General features: G+C 43.9%; 16 protein-coding genes, 1 tRNA gene and 1 riboswitch. Of the genes, 8 read left to right on the top strand and 9 right to left on the bottom strand.

Annotated features, from left to right (window positions below; translation table 11 throughout):
* Nucleotides 1-135: 135 nt before the first annotated feature.
* Nucleotides 136-248: riboswitch (SAM riboswitch) on the bottom strand.
* A gap of 79 nt (nt 249-327) precedes the next feature.
* The 4 genes from AC59JT_RS13145 to murQ form a co-directional block, all read right to left on the bottom strand.
* A complete protein-coding gene (locus tag AC59JT_RS13145) occupies nt 328-930 on the bottom strand; it encodes a murein L,D-transpeptidase catalytic domain-containing protein (RefSeq protein WP_497399600.1) in 603 nt (200 codons plus the stop codon).
* A 30-nt stretch (nt 931-960) separates the two neighbouring features.
* A complete protein-coding gene (locus AC59JT_RS13150) occupies nt 961-1,692 on the bottom strand; it encodes a Bax inhibitor-1/YccA family protein (RefSeq protein WP_497399602.1) in 732 nt (243 codons plus the stop codon).
* A 114-nt stretch (nt 1,693-1,806) separates the two neighbouring features.
* A complete protein-coding gene (locus tag AC59JT_RS13155; RefSeq protein ID WP_497399604.1) occupies nt 1,807-2,373 on the bottom strand; it encodes a hypothetical protein in 567 nt (188 codons plus the stop codon).
* A 110-nt stretch (nt 2,374-2,483) separates the two neighbouring features.
* The gene (gene murQ / locus AC59JT_RS13160; protein ID WP_497399608.1) at nt 2,484-3,296 is read right to left on the bottom strand and encodes an N-acetylmuramic acid 6-phosphate etherase; all 813 of its coding nucleotides are present in this window, start codon (nt 3,294-3,296) and stop codon (nt 2,484-2,486) included.
* A 113-nt stretch (nt 3,297-3,409) separates the two neighbouring features.
* Here murQ and AC59JT_RS13165 point away from each other — a divergent pair, with 113 nt between their 5' ends.
* Complete coding sequence (locus AC59JT_RS13165) at nt 3,410-5,002, top strand: S41 family peptidase (RefSeq protein ID WP_497399610.1); 1,593 nt, start codon at nt 3,410-3,412, stop codon at nt 5,000-5,002.
* Between the two features lie 129 nt (nt 5,003-5,131).
* On the opposite strand, the gene AC59JT_RS13170 is transcribed toward AC59JT_RS13165, so the two are convergent.
* The 3 genes from AC59JT_RS13170 to era form a co-directional block, all read right to left on the bottom strand.
* On the bottom strand, nt 5,132-6,013 hold the full coding sequence (locus AC59JT_RS13170) for a hypothetical protein (RefSeq protein WP_497399613.1): 882 nt from the start codon (nt 6,011-6,013) through the stop codon (nt 5,132-5,134).
* A 158-nt stretch (nt 6,014-6,171) separates the two neighbouring features.
* On the bottom strand, nt 6,172-7,473 hold the full coding sequence (der, locus tag AC59JT_RS13175; protein WP_497399616.1) for a ribosome biogenesis GTPase Der: 1,302 nt from the start codon (nt 7,471-7,473) through the stop codon (nt 6,172-6,174).
* A 135-nt stretch (nt 7,474-7,608) separates the two neighbouring features.
* Nucleotides 7,609-8,484, bottom strand: coding sequence for a GTPase Era (gene era, locus AC59JT_RS13180; RefSeq protein ID WP_497399620.1), 876 nt, complete (start codon nt 8,482-8,484; stop codon nt 7,609-7,611).
* A gap of 147 nt (nt 8,485-8,631) precedes the next feature.
* Between era and AC59JT_RS13185 the strand changes: the two genes are divergently transcribed.
* The 7 genes from AC59JT_RS13185 to AC59JT_RS13215 all read left to right on the top strand — a co-directional run bounded on the left by AC59JT_RS13185 (nt 8,632) and on the right by AC59JT_RS13215 (nt 18,709).
* Nucleotides 8,632-8,704: transfer RNA gene (locus AC59JT_RS13185), tRNA-Met, on the top strand.
* A 1,027-nt stretch (nt 8,705-9,731) separates the two neighbouring features.
* Complete coding sequence (locus AC59JT_RS13190; protein ID WP_497399623.1) at nt 9,732-12,797, top strand: SusC/RagA family TonB-linked outer membrane protein; 3,066 nt, start codon at nt 9,732-9,734, stop codon at nt 12,795-12,797.
* 11 nt (nt 12,798-12,808) lie between these two features.
* Nucleotides 12,809-14,170 carry a RagB/SusD family nutrient uptake outer membrane protein gene (locus tag AC59JT_RS13195; RefSeq protein WP_497399625.1) on the top strand — a complete coding sequence of 454 codons (1,362 nt, stop codon included), beginning with the start codon at nt 12,809-12,811 and terminating at the stop codon, nt 14,168-14,170.
* 15 nt (nt 14,171-14,185) lie between these two features.
* Nucleotides 14,186-15,223: a redoxin domain-containing protein gene (locus AC59JT_RS13200; RefSeq protein ID WP_497399627.1), complete on the top strand. Its 1,038-nt coding sequence runs from the start codon at nt 14,186-14,188 to the stop codon at nt 15,221-15,223.
* Between the two features lie 3 nt (nt 15,224-15,226).
* Entirely contained in the window at nt 15,227-16,486 is a 1,260-nt protein-coding gene (locus AC59JT_RS13205) for an MFS transporter (RefSeq protein ID WP_497399629.1), read from the top strand.
* A gap of 12 nt (nt 16,487-16,498) precedes the next feature.
* Nucleotides 16,499-17,083 (top strand): cysteine dioxygenase family protein, encoded by a 585-nt coding sequence (locus tag AC59JT_RS13210; RefSeq protein WP_497399631.1) that lies wholly within the window; start codon nt 16,499-16,501, stop codon nt 17,081-17,083.
* Nucleotides 17,084-17,095: 12 nt separating this feature from the next.
* On the top strand, nt 17,096-18,709 hold the full coding sequence (locus AC59JT_RS13215) for a rhodanese homology domain-containing protein (protein WP_497399633.1): 1,614 nt from the start codon (nt 17,096-17,098) through the stop codon (nt 18,707-18,709).
* A 76-nt stretch (nt 18,710-18,785) separates the two neighbouring features.
* Here AC59JT_RS13215 and AC59JT_RS13220 read toward each other — a convergent pair whose 3' ends face one another.
* Nucleotides 18,786-19,514 (bottom strand): superoxide dismutase, encoded by a 729-nt coding sequence (locus tag AC59JT_RS13220; protein ID WP_497399635.1) that lies wholly within the window; start codon nt 19,512-19,514, stop codon nt 18,786-18,788.
* A 97-nt stretch (nt 19,515-19,611) separates the two neighbouring features.
* A complete protein-coding gene (locus tag AC59JT_RS13225; RefSeq protein WP_497399637.1) occupies nt 19,612-20,520 on the bottom strand; it encodes a hypothetical protein in 909 nt (302 codons plus the stop codon).
* Nucleotides 20,521-20,528: the final 8 nt, after the last annotated feature.

Here is a 20,528-nt window from a genome sequence, read left to right on the forward strand (position 1 = left end):
CATATCTATCACCGCTCATCGATCAGATACTGAAATACGGTTGGCAAAACCGAGATAACATCTCATGTCTCACATCTCACATCTCATATCTAAAAAAGCTTATGCTGAAGGTCGGATCAATCAAATTTTGACTCTCGCTTATCTGTCCATCTGCCGGTTAAAACTGATGAGTAGAATGTAGCACCTTGTTGAGTAACAGGTTGCTAAGACATCGCAGGGTCCAGTCCCTCCGCCTTTCTGTATAAGCAGTGCAAAGATGCGTAATTAAGTTGTAATGTGCAAGAGGCTAAGCGTAACCGATACGCCTCGATTAGTGGATATTACATGCTAATTATATATCCACATCAACACCGGTTTACTTTGCGCGCGCAGTAAGGCATCAACCAGCTTCATGGTATTGTTTGATATGGCCGGGCAGCCCCAACCTTCGGGTGTACCATCCGGGTAAACCTCTTGCTCGGGCACACGCTCCCACGAGTGAAATACAATTTGACGACCCAAGGCTTTGTTGTTGCTTGCCTCTAAACCATTTAAAAAATACTTTACATGTATGCCCCAGCCGCTATATCCACGACCCATAATTTTGTATTTCCCTAAGGCTGTGCAATGACTGCCATCGGCATTACTGAACTGCGGCTTATCTTTAGACCACACGCCTGCCCATGGGGAAGTACCGCAACCATGGCTCACCAAACCGGCTATATGTATGGCATTTTTACGCATATCCCAAACCATAAAGCGCTTTACGCCCGATGGCAGGCTCATGTCAATTAAAATACTGTAGCGGATATTATAGCCTTTTTGCTTCGCGAATTGCAGGGCTTCTTTAGCTTTTTGGCGGGTGCGGTTGGTATCTATCCGCTGCGCGGACGCTGCAAATGTGAGCAGAAACAAAAATGCCGGCAAAAATCTGCAAACTAGTTTGTACATCTTTTACCGGCAAGTATTTTTTGTTAGTTATTATCTTCTGCTTCCAAATATGCGAAGCATTGACATAAATAAGTTGATGAATGTAGTATAAAGCACGTATGCTCCTATGATCACTAATTTTTTTGATTCGGCGCTACCATATTCCAAACCTGCACCTATGCGTTTTAACATTTGCACGTAAAAAGCAGTTAAACCTATCATTACGGCCATAAACACAAAGCTCAGAATATACTGTAATGTATCGCTTCCCATAAAGAAATTAACCAAGCTAACCACAAATGCCCCTATAAAGATAGTATACATTATAGAACCGAATTTGGTAAGGTCTTGCTGAGTAGTGTAACCGGCGATAGCCATTACTGCAAACACGGCGGCAGAACTTAAGAATACCGTAAATATTGAACTCGCGGTATAAATAAGGCCGATAATACTTAGGCTTATGCCAATAGTTAATGCATAACCGAAAAATAAAGCCACCAACACAGGGTAACTAATACGCGTGTAGCCAAAATTCATTACCAGGTTAAAGGCTAGCGGAGCAAATAAGGCAACGTAACCTATGGTAGTAAATTTACCTACAGTGGGGTCGATTATTAAACTTAACAAGCTGAAATCTGTAGCGAAAACGTAAGCTATACTTGCTGACACGCCCAATGCGATACACATCCAGGTAAAAACCTTGGCTAAATATTTACGTGAAGCGTCAGTGTCGTTTACCTCTATTACATTATCGTAAACGTAGTTGGGATTATTATTTTCCATTCTTTATTGATTTGGATTTATTGTTATCAAATATAGTTTTATCAGAATCAAGAATCAAGAGCCAAGAATCAAGACAGTGTAATCTTGGCTCTTGATTCTTGACTCTTGGTTCTACTAATTAAGTCTCTTCGTCAACTGCTCCTCTACCCGTTTAAAAAATTGCAGGGGTTTTGAGGTGCGCCAGTTCATCTCGTCCAGTTCGCCACCAAAGTTGATGTAGTAGTCGATGTTGTTGCGCTTAAACTCCTCTATCACATGCTCGCGGAAATTAATTCCGGCTATCCAGCCATCCTCCACATCCTGAAACCATTCCTCATAGTAGCAATCGTCTGACGAGTGATAATTCAACACGTTCTCACCTATCAGTATGTATTTATTAATGCCGTTATCGGTCATCAACTCAATGATCTCGCGCTTAAGTAGCATAATGTCGTTATTGATCGCGTCGTTCCATTCGCCGATAAATTCAATTATGGCATACCCCCTATCGTAATCAGCATACAGCACTTTTAAATAAAGCGTGTTCGAGCCAAACGAATCCCATTGCGGGTGCAGCAAATAATTGTACACCTGCTTATCAAACTCAAATTCACTATACTGCGTAGCATAAAAAGGCGAATATTCGTCCTCTGCTGCTATGTAGTCATCGCGCCATTTGTAATATGGTTCTATCTCGTGCATTGTATTTTAATGTGCAGATATGCAAATGTGCGTATGTGCAGATTTTCTTGATGTTATTGTTTTATTAATTCCCCTTCATTTGCACATCTGCATATACACGCATCTGCACATCACTTTCCTGCCTGGTAAGCATCTACTGCTTTACGCACGCTGCCTTGTTCTGTTAGTAGTTTGCTAGCGGTCGCTTCATCAAGCCCTGTTTCGGCCATTACCATTTTGGTGCCGCGGTCAACCAGTTTATGGTTTGATAGTTGCATATCCACCATTTTGTTGCCTTTTACCTTGCCCAGCTGTATCATTACCGATGTGGTTAACATGTTTAACACCAGTTTTTGCGCGGTGCCTGCTTTCATGCGGGTGCTGCCGGTTAAAAATTCCGGACCGGTTACCACTTCAACCGGAAACTGTGCTGCCGCGGCTACCGGGCTGCCGCTGTTACAAACAACGCATCCGGTTATCAAATTATTTTCGTTAGCAGTATTTAGTCCACCAATAACGTAAGGGGTACGGCCCGATGCGGCTATGCCTACCACTACGTCTTTATCGTTAATGTCATAAACACGCAGGTCTTTCCAGGCTTGCTGGTCGTCATCCTCGGCAAATTCAACGGCTTTGCGTATGGCACCATCGCCACCGGCTATAATACCTACCACCAGGTCAAACGGAACACCAAAAGTTGGGGGGCATTCCGAAGCATCAACAACACCTAACCTGCCGCTTGTGCCTGCGCCAATGTAAAACAAACGGCCTCCGGTTTTCATTTTTTCGGCAACTGCGGTAGCCAGTTTTTCTATTTGCGGCAAAGCTTTTTGAACAGACAGGGCAACGGTTTGATCTTCGCGATTAATATTTTGAAGGATCTCGCCTACGCTCATCTTATCCAGATCGGTATAGTTTGAATCCTTTTCGGTAGTGTTTTGCATATTGATGTGTTATTTGACAAAATTGGGTAAAAAATATTATATGGTTTGATTATTGGTATAACAAAATGCACACCTATGCGCGTAAATACGTAACTTTGTGTGTTATACACACTATGAAGAAAACTACGGGCATAATATTCAGGTCGGCTATACTGGTGCTTTTAGGCGTAACCATTGGTTTGCTTATAAGCGACAATGGCTTTCCCGGTCGCAGCGTAAGTTTTTCTTCTGGCAATGATAAGGTTTCAAAAGTATTGAACCTGGTGCGCAGCAATTACGTTGATTCGGTTGACGTGGATAGTATTGAGGGCGTTACCGTAAATGGATTACTACAAAACCTTGATCCACATTCTATTTATCTTCCGCCACAACAAGCATTAGCTGTTAACGAACGTTTAGAAGGCAGCTTTAACGGCCTGGGTATTGAATATACTTTACTTCGCGATACGATAGTGATTAGCCGGGTATATGCTGACGGCCCTGTTGCCAAACAAGGCATACAAGCAGGTGACCGTATTATTGAAGTTGATCACGAAAAGTTTTCGGGCGCGGGCTTAACTACCGAAGCCATAAGCAAAAAGTTTCGTGGCGCTAAAGACTCTCCGGTGTTTTTTGCGGTATTACCTGCAGGCGGCAAAACACTTAAATATTACAATATCAAACGCGGCCATGTTGAGCTTAGCAGTTTGGATGCGGCCTATATGCTCAATAATGAAACAGGCTACATTAAAATAGGCAAATTTGCCTCAACTACCGATACCGATTTCCGCAAAGCTTTGGTTGGCCTAAAAGATGACGGCATGAAAAAGCTGGTGCTGGATATACGCGGCAATGGCGGTGGCTATTTAAACACTGCTACCAGCCTTGCCGACGAGTTTTTAACCAAGAAGCAGCTCATTGTATTTACCAAAGGTTTACACGAACCGCGTACCGACTATTTTGCTACCGACTCGGGCAACTTCCAACAAGGTAAATTAGCGGTATTGATAGATGAATATTCAGCCTCGGCAAGCGAGATTTTAGCCGGTGCGTTGCAGGATCTGGATCGCGCGGTAATCATTGGTCGCCGATCGTTTGGTAAGGGCCTGGTGCAGGAGCAGTTTGGATTTGAAGACGGATCGGCAGTTAACCTTACCGTGGCGCGTTACTATACACCATCCGGCAGATCAATACAAAAAACTTACAAAAACGGTGTAGAAAACTACCGCAATGAGTTGGCTGAACGTATGCGTAAAGGCGAGCTATTTTCGGCAGAAAACAACTTAAAGGATAGCATTTTTAACAACCAAAATAACTACCATACCCGTACCGGCAGGCGGGTATTTAGCGGCGGCGGCATAATGCCCGATATTTTTGTACCGGCGGATAGCAACCAAAATACCTGGTTTATACATAACCTTATAAAACAACAATTATTGATTGCTTATGTGGTTGACCGCCTGCAGCCCGTGTTAAACAATTATGCTGATAGCGACAGCTTTGTTAAACAATATGCTGTAAGCGATGCCGAAGTTAACCAACTGGTGCAATACGCTACCCCGAAACTTGGCGACATTAACGTAAACGAACTTGCCGCATCGCGCCAAAACGTAAAAGTTCAGCTCAAAGCAGCAGCAGCCCGCTTTAAATGGGGAGATAATGCTTATTACCGTGCACTAAACGAAGGTGATGTCGCGCTGAAAAAAGCGGTGGAAGCGATTGATTAATGTAAACATTCGTAGATGCGCATATGCCCGTTTACCTGTTACTTTTTTATTCAGACAATATCAGATAGATTTGGATCCACACGATCTGGCCTTAAAAATATTAAGCAATACGTACAACCTATGCGATAGCTATTGTTTGTCAAACACAGCTTTTATAGAGTCCCTGATCGACAAATCTTCCCTTCGTACAAAGTATCGTTTTGTAGCAATGTAATTATCGGGCATGGGCAACAAAGCACTAAGTGGACTATTTTTATAATATTTCCAATCTATCTTAACCTCTACAAAAGCGTAGCCAAAATCTTCAGTATTTTTGTGCCCCTCAGGTTCTGCATTCACAAATGTGCCTAGATATCCACTTTCATTTTTAAAAACTTCTTCTTTTGTTATCAATCCATACTGCGGGTATTCCGGATAAGCATTGGTATCTAATAACAGCGAAAGCTTTGCTTTTTCATGCTTTGATATTTTCATTTGATCAATGTCCACTTGTGTGATAGGCCGTACGCAATAATAAACATCAACAGAACTATTTTTTATTGCATTAGCTGATATAAACAAACTATCACCAACATGCATTTTAGCCATTATTGTATCACGATAAACGGGATCTATATGCGGGTGTTGTTTAACATCTTCGAAATAACCTTTAACATAATATGCCACCGGGAGCAAAATTATTGTCCAGATGATAGATTTTTTAATAAAATACCGCCTCTTAGCGCTCCTGCGCTCCGATCCTGTAAAAAATAAGCCGTAGCTAATTAGCCCAACATATCCTGATAAAACCTGGAATGCCGTAATCGGCGCAAAATACAGCGCAATAGTGTAAACAAAATCACGTTCTGCAAGGTGATGAACAAAATATCTGAAAATAAATATTATTGTCCATAGTAACAGCAGTGCTGCTTTAAAACCAACAAATGCATTGGTTTCCCGCCTATCAAGTCTTGCATTTTGCAGGTTATCGTAGTCCACCGTTGTGCGCTGTTGATAATTGTGCTCGTCCATCAGGTTTCTTTATTTTGGTTAGGCTTGATTAATTTTAATGCTAACTTAATAATATAACCAATTCGGAGCGCGAAGAATATTTTTTATTTACAAATTATAATAATAAAGCCCTTAGAGAGTGTCTAAGGGCTTGTTATTTAAATCTGAAACGATTGAGGTTACTTCTGTCTAAACCAAACCTGCACAGGCGCACCGGTTAGTTGAAAATTTTCACGCAGCTTATTTTCAATGAAGCGATAGTAAGGCTCTTTAACATATTGCGGCAGGTTGCAGAAGAACGCGAACATTGGCGATGTGCCTGCTATTTGCGTTACGTATTTAATTTTAACGTATTTACCTTTAGTTGATGGCGGTGGGTATTTTTCAATAACCTCCAGCATTACCTCGTTTAATTTTGAAGTAGGTATTTTGCGGGCGCGATTTTCATAAACCTGGTTAGCGGCATCAATTACTTTTAAAACGCGCTGCTTTTCGGTTACTGATGTAAATATAATTGGCACATCGGTAAATGGCTGTAGTTTTTGCTTGATCATGTCTTCAAAAACCTTGGTGGTTTTGTTGTTCTTTTCAATCAAATCCCATTTGTTAACCACCACTACCACGCCTTTTTTATTCTTCTCGGCCAGATGAAATATGTTGATATCTTGTGATTCCAAACCTTCTACAGCGTCAATCATCAGTATCACTACATCCGCCTCCTCTAATGCCTTGATGGTACGCATTACCGAATAAAACTCGATGTTCTCTTTTACCTTGGTTTTTTTGCGCATACCCGCAGTATCTATCAGCATAAAATCATGACCATATTGGTTATAATGTATGTGGATAGAATCGCGCGTGGTGCCGGCAATCGGGGTAACTATATTCCTGTCTTTACCTATCAACGAATTGATGATCGACGATTTACCAACGTTAGGGCGACCAACAATGGCATATTTAGGCCTGGTGTTTTCTTCCAGTTCCTCATCCTCAAAATGCTTAACCACTTCATCCAGCAATTCGCCGGTACCAGATCCGGTCATGGATGAGATGTTGTAGATTTCGCCTAAGCCCAGGCTGTAAAACTCGGTAGCATCAATCTGTTGTTTGTTATTATCAACTTTGTTAACTACCACAAACACCGGCTTGTTACCTTTGCGTAACAGATTTGCAATTTCATCATCAAGGTCGGTAACACCTGTAGTAACATCAACCACAAATAAAATAACGCTGGCCTCTTCAATAGCAATCACCACCTGCTCGCGTATAGCGGCCTCAAAAACATCGTTCGAGTTTGCTACATAGCCACCGGTATCAATTACAGTAAATTTATGTTTCAACCATTCAGAAACACCGTAGTGCCTATCGCGGGTAACGCCGCTAAAGTCGTCAACAATGGCTTTACGGGTCTCGGTCAATCGGTTATACAGGGTTGACTTTCCTACGTTCGGGCGGCCAACTATGGCTACTATGTTACTCATGCGTTTGTTAGATTCAAGAGTCAAGAGACAAGAATCAAGGCTTAACGGCCTCTATCTACCTTCACTCTAATATACGTTTATTCTAAAATTTTGTGTGCCCGAATCTTGATTCTTGGTTCTTGATTCTTGCCTCTCCTATTCGTACCCAAATTTTTTCAGGTAATTTTTTTTGCTGCGCCAGTCGGGTATAACTTTCACAAACATTTCCAGGAATATTTTGCGTTGAAAAAACTCCTCCATATCGCGGCGGGCGTAGGTGCCTACTATTTTCAGCATTTTACCAGCTTCGCCAATAATTATATTTTTTTGCGAATCGCGCTCCACAATGATCTCGGCGCTGATGCGGTGTAAGGTATCACCTTCCACAAAAGCGGTTACAATAACTTCGCAGCTGTATGGTATCTCTTTTTTATACTGTTTAAGCAGTTGCGCACGTATCATTTCCGAAGCGAAGAAGCGATCGTTACGGTCTGTCAACGCATCCTTCTCGTAATAGGCCGGATGCTCGGGCAGGTTTTCAATCACAAAGTTCATTACCGCGGTAACGTTATGCTCATGCAGGGCAGATATAGCGAAGATAGCTTTAGGATTTAACTTCTGCTGCCAGTATTCAACTTTCTTTTTAACTGTCTCCTCGTCGCTTTGATCAATTTTATTGATCAGCACGCAAAGCGGTGCTAGTGAACCGGCAATTTTTTTCAGGACATCTTGTTCGTCGTATTCCTCGTAAATATCCGTAACCAGTAAAATCAGGTCGGCATCAACTATTGAACCTTCTACCTGGTGCATCATGCTTTCGTGCAGGGCATAGTGTGGTTTGATGATACCAGGCGTGTCTGAAAACACGATCTGGTAGTCATCCGTATTCACAATACCCAGTATACGGTGTCGGGTGGTTTGGGCCTTAGGGGTGATGATAGACATCTTTTCGCCCACCAACGCGTTCATCAGGGTTGACTTACCCGCGTTTGGCTTACCAATTATGCTTACAAAACCTGCTTTATGCGCCATTGAAAAAAAATTAAAATATTATTTGGACTGCAAAGAAACGAATTATATCTTTGCAGTCCAATAAAACGGGAGCACAAATTGCTTTTTTAATATTGGAAACAAACATTTCGGGTTTATGACCGTTATGTTAATATAAAATAAACACAGTGCGGGATGGAGCAGTTGGTAGCTCGTCGGGCTCATAACCCGAAGGTCGTAGGTTCGAGTCCTGCTCCCGCTACCTCAGAAACAGGCAGTTACGTTAGATCGTGACTGCCTTTCTTTTTTCTGTTACCTCAAGATTGTTTAAGCGATTGGATATGACAGTGTAAAGGCAAGCACTTGTAAAATTAAACAATTGAACTACAACAAATTAAGTAGATATAATTCTCAAAAACCAACCTGAAGGTCTACAGATCAGCTCACATTATAATTTCTTATATACGGGATTCGACCATCATATTTGGAAGTATTTTAATGACACAGCTGTTGTTTACCCTAAATAACATTTTCAGGCACTCAAAATAACCTTTAAATATTACGCGAGAAGCCCTATTAGACACTACCGAATTAATAATATTATTCTATTGTCATGATTTGGATTCATCTGAAAGTGCACAAAGAGTATTAACCTGATGGTTATCTTAATCGCCAGCGATCGCCATTAGACAAGCAACTACTTGCCTGTTTATGCTGTCCTTATTTTACATTGTCCAATTGTAAGATAAAAGTCCTTATGAGACTACTATTGTGATCGCTTTAGGCGGACCATCAACGTAAGGGTAAGTCTCCCCCATCATAAATCGATAAGATAAAACGATAATTCAAATATATTTTCGACCATCTGAACCTATCACACTCTTCGTAAACTCTTAAAATAAATATATTTATCCTATAGATTTGGTAGTTATTATTCTTATAACTATTTTTGCAACGAAATGGAACTAGTCCACCATATTTTTTCTAAAATTAGCGGAAAATCCCTCTGCCCTACGCGTCGGCATGGTGCTATGTTTTGTTGTTGTTGCTAAGCAACAATTAGCTGTTTCAAAAAACGTAATTAATAACGTGTTTATACATGTACTCTATTGTTTACTCCTAACACCTCTCAAATAATAATGCCACACAACTGTCTTTAACGAAAAAACCGGCGAGGAAGCCTCGCCGGTTCGTGTAATGAAGCATCAGCTGCGTAACGCCAATCACTCGCTGATCTTCATCCAGAGTTTTATCAACAAAATGAATTATTAATAAAACCATTCAAATATATGGAAATACATATCCATGACAAATCATTACGTATACCGCTCCCGCTTTTTAAATTTCTACTTCTAATATTTTTACCTTTTAGCGCGCTGGCTCAAAATGCGCCAACCGTGAATTCAACCTTAAACGGTCGTGTTATTGATGTTGTTACCAAAGAGCCTCTACCTGGCGCTGTCGTAAGCATTAAAGGAGTTACCAATTCGGCCGGTACAGATATCAACGGAAAGTTTACGCTACTTACCGGTCAAAAATTTCCTTACACTATTTTGGTAAGTTTTATAGGTTACGAAAAACAGGAAATAGTTGCTAACGGCAGCCCGATCGAAATAGGCCTTAAACAAATAAACACACAGCTAAACGATGTAGTTATTGTAGGCTACGGCACTCAGCAACGCAAAAATCTGGTGGGTTCTGTATCGAAAATAAGCGGTGCCGATACTAAAACTTACCCGGCTGCCAGTTTAGATGCCCAGATACAAGGGCGTGCCGCGGGCGTTCAAATTAACTCTAACACCGGTACGCCCGGTGAAAATACTTTTGTGCGTGTGCGTGGCACCACATCCATCAACGCCAGCAATACGCCGTTGTATATTGTTGATGGTGTATTTATAAATAGCACCAGTTTACAAACGGCCAGCATGGGCGGCATGCAAACATCAGCCATTGCTGATATTAACCCGGACGATATTCAAAGTATGGAGGTACTGAAAGACGCTACCGCAACAGCCATTTACGGGTCTCGCGGTGCGAATGGTGTTATCATCATCACTACCAAACGTGGAAATTACAACTCAAAGCCCAAGGTTAATTTCAGTGTACTGCAGGGTTTCGCGGCTGTAGATAAAAGCCGTTTGTGGGATCTGGTATCAGGCCCGGAGAATGCCGCTTTTGTAAACACCGCCTGGATAAACTCGGGTATTGATAACCCGGCATTGAATCAAACTTTTGCCAATCGTCCTTATCGCCCTGTAGCTGAGGGTGGCCGCGGTTTACCTGAGGAACAAAAAACTTATGACCGCCTTAGCGATGTTTTCCGTACAGCTTCGCTGCGTGATTACAACGTATCATTACAAGGCGGCAATGCCGAAACCAAATATTACCTGGGTGGTAACTTTACGCGCCAGGATGCGACTATTAAACCTGTATATTTTAGTCGCGCCAGCGTTAAATTCAATTTCGACCAAAAACTGGGCGATAAAATTACGGTTGGTTTAAGCAACGGTTTATCACGCTCGTACCGCAATCAGCTGATAGCAGGTAGTACGCCAAGGGGTATATTTCAATCGGCCTTATTAACAGCAACTAACCTGCCTAAAACCAATGCCGATGGCTCACCTGCGCTGTGGGGCGGTTTTGATAATGTGGACGTATTGATCAACAATAACTTTATCAATACTGTAAGCCTACGTTATATAGGTAATATTTATGGCGAAGTTGATATACTCCCGGGTTTAAAGTTTCGTACCACGATAGGTGTCGATTACGATAACTATAATGAGAGCCAGTACTGGAATGACCAAACCGTGGTAGGTGCCGCCCCAACCAACGGATCAGCCACCTCATCTATCACTGCCAATACATCGTGGGTAAATGAGCAAACACTATCGTACCGTAAAACACTTGGTAACCATACTTTTGGTGTTTTGGTTGGAAATACCTTGCAAAGCAATTTGCTGGAGAACACCACCGCTACCGGCACCAACTTCCCTAATAACTCGTACACCTTAATATCCGCAGCTGCCAACCGTAACTCAACGGAGACCTGGACCAAGGCTAACCTGTCTTCTTATTTTTCGCGTATTGATTATAACTATGCCAGCAAATACTACCTGGAGTTAACGGCACGTGCCGATGGTTCATCCCGCTTTGGCAAGAACAACAAGTGGGGCTATTTTCCTTCGGTAGGTGCTTCCTGGCGTTTAAAGGAAGAGGACTTCCTGAAAGACAATAATCTGGTAAGCGACCTGAAATTACGGGCCAGCTTTGGTACGACCGGTAATCAAGCAGGCATCAATGACTTTGCCGCGCAAGGCCTTTGGGCCGGCGGTGCCGGCTACCCCGATGCTGTTAGCGGCGGCGATAAACCGGGCACAGCTCCGCAACAACTAGGTAACCCAGATTTAAAATGGGAGAAAACTACGCAAACCAGTTTAGGTGTTGACGCGGCGTTTCTGGATAACCGAATCAGCGTAACTTTTGATGCTTACCGTAAATATACCACTAACGTATTGTTGCAATTACCTGTGCCAAACATAAGCGGCTTTACGTCATACTACGCAAACGCGGGCGAGATCAGTAACAAAGGTTTTGAGTTACTCATTAACACGGTAAATATTAAAACTGCCAATTTTAGCTGGGAATCGAACTTCAACGCGGCAGTTAACATCAATAAAATAGAGAAGCTGCCGGTACCTATTGACAATGGCTTTTTACGCCTGCAGGAAGGTTCGCCAATGTATTCGTTCTTCGCCTACCGCCAATTATATGTTGATCCGGCAAATGGTAATGCTGTTTACGAAGATTATAATAAAGACGGCAAAATAACCGCGGCCGATAAACAGATCATCGGCACTGCTGTGCCTAAATTTACCGGTGGCTTTAACAATAATTTACGCTACAAGCATTTTGATGCCAGTGTGTTCCTGTCGTTTCAGCAAGGAAATACGGTTTACAACCAAAACCGGGCCTATGGCGAGAATGGCGGTACGCGTGCAGACAGGATGTATTTCGAATCGCAAAAAACAGCCTGGCAAAAACCTGGAGACATTACCAACCTGCCCCGCATAACAACCGTTGGCACAAACTATACGCTCGACCCTACTACCCGTGTTTTAGAGGACGGATCATTTATTCGCCTGAAAACTTTAACTCTTGGGTATACCTTCCCGAAGGAAACTTTAGAGAGACTGCACTTCAACGCGCTGCGTGTATTTTTTGTAGGCTCAAACCTTTGGCTAAGCACCAACTACACCGGCTTCGATCCCGAATCGAACTTTACGCTGGGTAACGATTTCTGTAACCCGCCACAACCACGATCATTTCAACTGGGCGTTAACCTGACATTATAACATACAAGCAAATGAAAGCATATAAATTACTTGCATATATCACCGCAATTATATTGGCTTCAACAGCCATGTCCTGCAAAAAATTCCTGGAGGTTAATCCGAAGGCCTCTGTTTCGGATGAGTTTACTATAGTTGACAAAGCATCGGCCGAAACCGCCGTGCGTGGCATGTTCAGGGCCTTAGCCAGCGATGGTTATTACGGCACTTCATTTCAATCAATAGGTTACCTGTCGGGAGATAATTTATTACGTACAGGACCGGGTACAGATCCGTCACAATTTATCTCGCACGCGGTAACGTCCGATAACGGCACCATCAATTCTGCCTGGAACGCTATTTACAACACCATCAACCGCGCTAACCACGTAATCACCAAGGTACCGGGATTAACGGACACCAAACTAACCGCAGCGCTTAAAAACCAATTGGTAGGCGAAGCTTACTTTGTGCGCGCCCTGGCTTATTTTGACCTTGCCCGCACCTGGGGCGGCGTACCAATTGTGCTGACCCCTACCCTAACCGCTACAGATAAAGATGGCATCGGCCGAAGCACATTGGCACAAACTTACGCGCAGGTTTTAAGCGACCTGAACGCTGCCGAGCCATTGTTGCCAGCCACAATCAACCGTATACGCGTTACCAAAAACACGGTTATCGCATTAAAAGCCCGTTACTACTTGTATCAAGGCGATTGGGCGCAGGCGGAAGCGAATGCAACAACCATTATTAATGACAATAATTACAAGCTAAATGCGCCTTACAATTCGTTTTGGGCCAACAACGCGGTAGCTACACCCGAGTCGATATTCGAACTATCTTACAGCGCTACATACCCTAACTCGCACCGCAACTCATGGGCCCCGCCCGAGCAGGGAGGCACAAGGGTATGGATACCCAATAATGCCTTCATCGCCTTGGCTACCGATCCATTAATTGGTGGTAACCGCAGCACTTTAGTAGGTAAAACGGCAGCCGGCCTTTACTATGGCACCCTATACTACAGGAGCCCGGCAACCGATCCAAGCTTCCTGATCCGCATTGCCGAATTGTACCTGATCCGCGCCGAGGCCCGCGCCAAACAAGGTGGTGCTACCAAACTTAACGATGCCAAAACCGATCTTAATGCGGTACGTACCCGCTCGGGGCTGGCAGGTACTGCCGCCGTAACACAGGACGAAATATTATTTGCCATTGAAAACGAGCGCCGCATTGAATTTGCGTATGAGCCACACCGTTGGTTTGATTTGGTGCGTACCGGGCGCGCGCAAACGGTGTTAAGTATTACCGACTTGAATAAATTATTACTGCCTATACCTGTTAGCCAAATACAAGCCAGCAAAGGCGCCATCACTCAAAACCTGGGATATAACTAAAAAACGGAAATGATCATGAAAAACCTATTTGTTTCATTAAGCGCGCTGTTGGTATTGGGCCAGGCCGCTTCGGTACAGGCGCAAAATGCACCTGTTAGTATAAGCGGCACTGTGGCTGGTGGCGCAAAAACCATCTATCTGCAAAATTATCACCTGCGCACTTTTCACGTTATTGATTCGGCTAAAGTGGTTGATGGCAAATTCAGCTTCGCTAAAAAATTAAAATTGCCTGAGGTATACGGTTTAGCGATTGATACATCGGCTATTGCGGCACGCGAGGGCCAGCAGCACCCGGACCAACAAACACTGTCATTATTCCTGGATAATGCAAGCCCGATTACCGTGGCTTTTGATACGGTTGAGCATTTTAAAAACGCAAAAATTACAGGCTCATCAGGTAACGATGTTTATGCACAGTTCCGTAAAAGTAAAGATGTTAAACTAAGCGACCTGGTAAAGCAAAACTCAGGATCCATAGTAACGCCATATGTGTTATATCGAACTTACTCGAGCGCCATATCGCCCGGGGAATTGAAAAACAACCTGGCCCTGCTTAATCCAACATTGAACGAAACCCAGTATGTGGTTGATCTGAATAAACTGGTTGAAACAGCACCTGTGGGTTCAAAAGCCATCGATTTTACCTTGCCCGATGTTAACGGCAAAAAAACAAGCCTTAAAAGCAAACTGGGTAAAAACTATGTACTACTGGAGTTTTGGGCGTCATGGTGCCCGGTATGCCGCCGCGAAAACCCTAACGTGGTTAAAAACTATCAGAAATATAAAAACAAAGGTTTTGACATCTTCGCCGTATCGCTGGATAGAAACAAAGCTGCATGGCTTAAAGGCATCAAGGATTTCGGCTTGTACTGGACCCAGGTATCTGACCTGAATCTTTGGGAAAACTCTGCCGCTAAACTGTATGGTTTCCGGGCTTTGCCATCAAATGTATTGATCGATCCCAAAGGCAACATCATAGCCAAAAACCTGGCCGGCGAAGAACTGAGCAAAAAATTGGCCGAATTGCTGGGCGATAAAATTGTAAAGAACTAAGCCATGCAACTAGCAACACAAACAGAACCGGCTGCTGACCAGGCGGCCGGTAAAACTCGAAAACGCACCAATATCCTGCTCATCATCGTATCAGCACTGGGCTATTTTGTTGATGTGTACGATATGATGCTGTTTACCGTGGTGCGCAAAAAGAGCCTGCTGGCGTTGAATGTTCCGGATGCAGACACACTGTCAATAGGCCTGCGCTTGTTAAACTACCAAACAGCGGGTTTGCTTTTAGGTGGTATTTTTTGGGGAATACTCGGCGATAAAAAAGGACGCTTAACGGTGTTATTCGGCTCTATCATTATCTACTCTACCGCCAACATATTGAACGGCTTCGTAACCGAGATCTGGCAGTTTCAGGCATTGCGCCTCATAGCAGGCTTTGGCCTAGCGGGCGAACTGGGTGCCGGAATAACCATGGTAATGGAAACCATGGATAAAAAAACACGCACATTGGGCGCTACAGTGGTAGCAAGCGTTGGTTTGCTGGGCGCGATAGTGGCCGGTTACGTTGGCCAGGCGTTTGATTGGCGCATTGCCTTTGTAGTTGGCGGTGTTATGGGCATCTTGTTGCTTTTATTGCGTGTCGGCGTGTTTGAATCGGGCATGTATAACAATATCAAAAACAGTGATGTGGAGAAAGGTAATTTTTTCAAAATATTCACATCATGGAGCAAATTTAGCCGCTATGGTAAAGCTATTTTGGTAGGTCTGCCGTCTTACTTTGTGTTGGGCTTGTTGCTCACCATAGCCCCGGAGTATGCCAAAGAATTAGGGTTTACCGAAAAGCTGAATACCGGCTACATAATGATGTACTGCTTTGTGGGTTTCTGCAGCGGCGATATGATTTGCGGATTGATCAGTCAGCAATTAAAAAGCCGTAAGGCTGTGTTTTACCTGTTCAATGCGTTTAGTTTATTAGCTACGCTGATATTCTTTTACTATCCGCCGGCAAGCATTAGTGGCTTGTATTTCCGCTATGTCTTGGCCGGTTTTGGCATCGGCTATTTTGCTATGCTGGTTACCAACGCGTCCGAGCAATTTGGCACCAACTACCGGGCTACTGTGGCCATTACGGTACCCAATTTTATCCGCGGAGCATTAATTCCTATCGCTTTTGTTTTTGAAGCTGTAAAAGGCAGTTTAGGGTTGATAAACGCTGCGGCTTCCATAGGTATAGCAACCATTATTATTGGCTTAATTGCTACACGCTTTACCCAGGATACATTTAACAAAAGCCTTGATTATACCGAATAAAATTTAAATGTTATGGCACAATACAACCCACTATCAAGCTTAAAAACATTTGTAGACAAGTTTACTGTATTGATCGACAAACGGTACAGCGAAGCCGAAACATTGAGTAAAGGCAAAGATTTATTAAAGCAGCTCATAGCAAATGACGACTGGCTGCCGGCAGAATACGCGCAACCCAACCCCAAATTCTACCAGCAATACCTTCTCTACGCCGATCCGGCCGACCGCTACTCCGTAGTAAGTTTTGTGTGGGGACCGGGACAGGTTACCCCTATCCATAACCATACGGTTTGGGGCCTGGTAGGTGTGTTGCGCGGCGCCGAATATTCGCAAAACTATGTCAATATAAACGGCGCGTTGATAACAGATGGCGAACCGGTTAAAATGCTACCGGGTGATATTGAAGCCGTATCGCCAAGCGTGGGCGATCTGCATAAAGTTAATAACGCTTTTAATGATAAGGTATCTATAAGCATACACGTTTATGGCGCCAACATAGGCAAAGTGCAGCGTAGCGTATTTTTAGAAGATGGCACCGAAAAACCATTTATCTCAGGCTATACTAATACCGAAGCACCTAACTTGAAAGATCTATAAATTATGACTTACATGACCGACGCCGTCGTAATATCTATTGGCGAACTAAGCTATCACGATATCCGGAAACTTTTGCTGGAACGGCAGGAAATAGTTATCCTGGATGTACGTGAAGAAGCACCATTTGCCGAAGCACATCCTTTGTTTGCTGCTAATTTACCGCTATCGCGCCTTGAAACCGATGTGTACAACCGCATCCCTAACCGTCATGTAACTATCGTGGTTTATGATGACGGCGAAGGGCTGGCCGCCATAGCGGCTGAAAGATTGGTTAAACTAGGCTATAAAAACGTAAACTTTTTGCAAGGAGGCCTCAACGGCTGGGAAGTTGCCGGCGGCGAGATATTTATTGACGTAAATTCGCCCAGCAAGGCTTTTGGCGAACTGGTAGAAGCTAAAAGGCACACACCTTCCCTATCGGCACAGGATGTTCAAAAACTGATAAACAATAAAGAAAATATCGTAATACTGGATGCCCGACGCTTTGACGAATACCAGACCATGAGCATCCCCACATCAACCAGTGTACCGGGCGCCGAATTGGTTTTACGGGTTAAAGAAATAGCGCCCGATCCGCAAACGCGCGTCATCGTAAACTGTGCCGGTCGTACACGCAGTATCATCGGCACACAGTCACTGGTTAATGCTGGTATCAATAACCAGGTTTTCGCTTTGCGGAACGGCACTATCGGCTGGACATTGGCTGGTCAATCACTTGAGCATGGGCAAGCACGTAAAATAGGATCTGTAAACGAAGCAAATAAGAAAGAAGCCGCTGAAGCTAGTCGGCAAGTAGCCGATAACGCTGGTGTAAAACGTATTGACAGTTGTCTGTTAAACCTTATGACCGACGATGACAATCTTACCACCTATTTTTTTGATGTACGAAGCCCCGAGGAGTACCTCGCCGGCCATTTACCAGGCTTCCTTTCAGCCCCCGGCGGGCAGCTGGTACAGGAAACCGATCACTATGCACCTGTGCGTGGTGCCAGGATTGTGTTGTTTGATAACGAACAGGTTCGCGCTAATATGAGCGCATCATGGCTAGCCCAAATGAATTGGGATACCTATGTATTAGATAATTTTAACATCAGCGAACGAGGTGAAAAAGGCCCCGCCCCGCTAAACATCCCAAAGCTACCGGAACTAAATGCATCAAGCCTTATCTCTCCGGGCTTACTGGAACAATGGATCGATGAAGAACAGTCCATACAAATAATTGACCTCGCGACAGCAGTTTATTATAGCAAAAAGCATATTGCAGGAGCATGGTATATATTGCGTTCGCAATTGGCAGATGCTTTAAAAAATGTGCCTGTGGCGGATAAATATGTGCTTACCTCGCCAGATGGCTTGCAGGCACAATTTGCAGCAGAAGAATTATCAAAACTTACCGCCGCTAAAGTTTATGTGCTAAGCGGCGGCACCGAAGCATGGATAGTGGATGGTTTGCCTACAGCGGATGTCTCAACAGGGCGTTTCGCATCCCCGCAAATTGACAGGTATCGTCGCCCTTATGAAGGCACCAACAACACGCCCGATGCTATGCAGGCTTACCTGGACTGGGAGTACGGCCTTGTTGAGCAATTGCGCCGGGATGGAACACATGGTTTTTATGTGATATAAATCTAAACAAGAAAAGCCGCGCAAATTAAACTTGCGCGGCTTTGTTTTAGGTTACCTATATACTAAGCTTTTTAAATCATTTTGCTGCAGCGAAACGTTGGGCCGCCTTATCCCAGTTAACAACATTCCACCAGTTGCTGATGTATTCGGGGCGACGGTTTTGGTATTTTAAGTAGTAAGCGTGCTCCCAAACATCCAAACCCAGGATAGGCGTACCTTTTACCTCGGCATTATCAAACAACGGGTTATCCTGGTTCGCGGTTGAAGTAATCTTTAGTTTACCCCCATCGGCCACTAACCATGCCCATCCTGAGCCAAAGCGTGTAGCTGCAGCGGCGTTGAATTGCTCAGTCAATTTATCTACAGATCCAAATGATCTTAATATCGCGTCAAGCAATGCGCCCCGTGGCCCGGCACCTCCGGGTGCGCGCAGGCTTTCCCAAAAAAAGTTATGGTTCCAGGCACCACCTGCGTTGTTACGTGCTTTTGCTGATAGCTTGGACGCGTTGGCAAAAAACTCAGCCTCGGTAGTGTAGGGTATGTTTTCGGCAACTATGGCATCATTCACGTTTTTGATGTACGCGGTATGATGCCTAGTGTAGTGTATCTCATTTGTCAGCGCATCAATATGAGGCTCCAAGTCGGCATATTTAAACGGTAACGGCACCTGCTTAAATTGAAAAGCTGCAGGCTTACCCGCATCGGCCGCACGGGCACTACTCAAAATTAATGGCGTACCCAAAGCAAGGGCGGCGGCGGCGATAGAACCGTCGGTAATGAATTTTCTTCTGCTGTTGTTTTTCATGGTGGATATTTAATGTCCATGTTGATTTAGAAGCTGCCCGCCATGGTCCGAAGGACTCCCACGGAGCAACGGAACAGCTTCTATTCAACGTAATTTGTTAGTTATGCAGTATGATGGTAGCGCTAATGTTACCAGCCGCCACGGTACCGTTAATATATATCGTATATATTTTACCGGCCTGGAAAGTAACGCTGTTTAACGTGGTACCTGTTATCGGCACTAAGGCGTTTGTTGTGGCATTTCGCACTTCAAAAGCAACACCTGCCGTAGCGTTCACCTCTTTAAACGGACCTAGAGTCTTCCAGCTTAAGCCCGGTATAGTGCCGGGCGCTTTGCCACTTGCATCATAAGTAATAACCGGTTGATCTCCGAAGCTGCCATATGCTACATTAGTAAAAGTAGCCGCGCTGCCTGCCGCGCCAAAGTTCAGGCCAGGTGCATCGGGCGAGAAGTTAGCGAAGCGGATCTTGGCTTTGCCTACGGCAGGCGCAGTTAAATCATCATAAACCAATATCAAGCTATCACGATTGCCCGAGTTAATTTTGCTTGGCTTGCGTTTATCAACCGTAAACAGGGTATGATAATAAGTAGCAATCGGGCCGTTAGGGCCTGAAAATGATTGCTTATCATTCTCCTGCACAAAGCCTGCACTACCACCAAACACGTACGAAGATTTGTAGCTGGTGTTTACTCCTTCTATGGTATTGTATTGCACTTTACCAAACTGGCTGTCAAGGTAAGCGGTAGCCTGGTTACGGGTTACGGCCGTTGTGTTTATCTGCCGGGTAAAATCTAAAAAGTTAATGGGTACGGCAATGTTTAGCGCGTTAACCAATTTCACTTTGGCGCTTAACGGGTCGCGTTGCGAATTGTCAGAATCCAGGTATTCGGTTTTTTTGCAGGCGGTTGTAAATAGTATTGCGCCGGCAAAAAAATAGGCGTATTTGCCCTGCGGCAATAGTTTTAGCTCTTGTAGTTTTTGTTTGATATGATGAATAATGTTCATGATCTCGA

This window comes from Mucilaginibacter sp. A3364, assembly GCF_059690715.1.

Coding starts and splice junctions, on each gene's coding strand:
- der (WP_497399616.1), bottom strand. CDS start 7,473: ATGAGTAACATAGTAGCCATAGTTGGCCGCCCGAACGTAGGAAAGTCA.
- AC59JT_RS13220 (WP_497399635.1), bottom strand. CDS start 19,514: ATGAAAAACAACAGCAGAAGAAAATTCATTACCGACGGTTCTATCGCC.
- AC59JT_RS13210 (WP_497399631.1), top strand. CDS start 16,499: ATGGCACAATACAACCCACTATCAAGCTTAAAAACATTTGTAGACAAG.
- AC59JT_RS13145 (WP_497399600.1), bottom strand. CDS start 930: ATGTACAAACTAGTTTGCAGATTTTTGCCGGCATTTTTGTTTCTGCTC.
- AC59JT_RS13190 (WP_497399623.1), top strand. CDS start 9,732: ATGGAAATACATATCCATGACAAATCATTACGTATACCGCTCCCGCTT.
- AC59JT_RS13215 (WP_497399633.1), top strand. CDS start 17,096: ATGACCGACGCCGTCGTAATATCTATTGGCGAACTAAGCTATCACGAT.
- AC59JT_RS13200 (WP_497399627.1), top strand. CDS start 14,186: ATGAAAAACCTATTTGTTTCATTAAGCGCGCTGTTGGTATTGGGCCAG.
- AC59JT_RS13155 (WP_497399604.1), bottom strand. CDS start 2,373: ATGCACGAGATAGAACCATATTACAAATGGCGCGATGACTACATAGCA.
- AC59JT_RS13205 (WP_497399629.1), top strand. CDS start 15,227: ATGCAACTAGCAACACAAACAGAACCGGCTGCTGACCAGGCGGCCGGT.
- AC59JT_RS13165 (WP_497399610.1), top strand. CDS start 3,410: ATGAAGAAAACTACGGGCATAATATTCAGGTCGGCTATACTGGTGCTT.
- AC59JT_RS13150 (WP_497399602.1), bottom strand. CDS start 1,692: ATGGAAAATAATAATCCCAACTACGTTTACGATAATGTAATAGAGGTA.
- murQ (WP_497399608.1), bottom strand. CDS start 3,296: ATGCAAAACACTACCGAAAAGGATTCAAACTATACCGATCTGGATAAG.
- AC59JT_RS13225 (WP_497399637.1), bottom strand. CDS start 20,520: ATGAACATTATTCATCATATCAAACAAAAACTACAAGAGCTAAAACTA.
- AC59JT_RS13170 (WP_497399613.1), bottom strand. CDS start 6,013: ATGGACGAGCACAATTATCAACAGCGCACAACGGTGGACTACGATAAC.
- AC59JT_RS13195 (WP_497399625.1), top strand. CDS start 12,809: ATGAAAGCATATAAATTACTTGCATATATCACCGCAATTATATTGGCT.
- era (WP_497399620.1), bottom strand. CDS start 8,484: ATGGCGCATAAAGCAGGTTTTGTAAGCATAATTGGTAAGCCAAACGCG.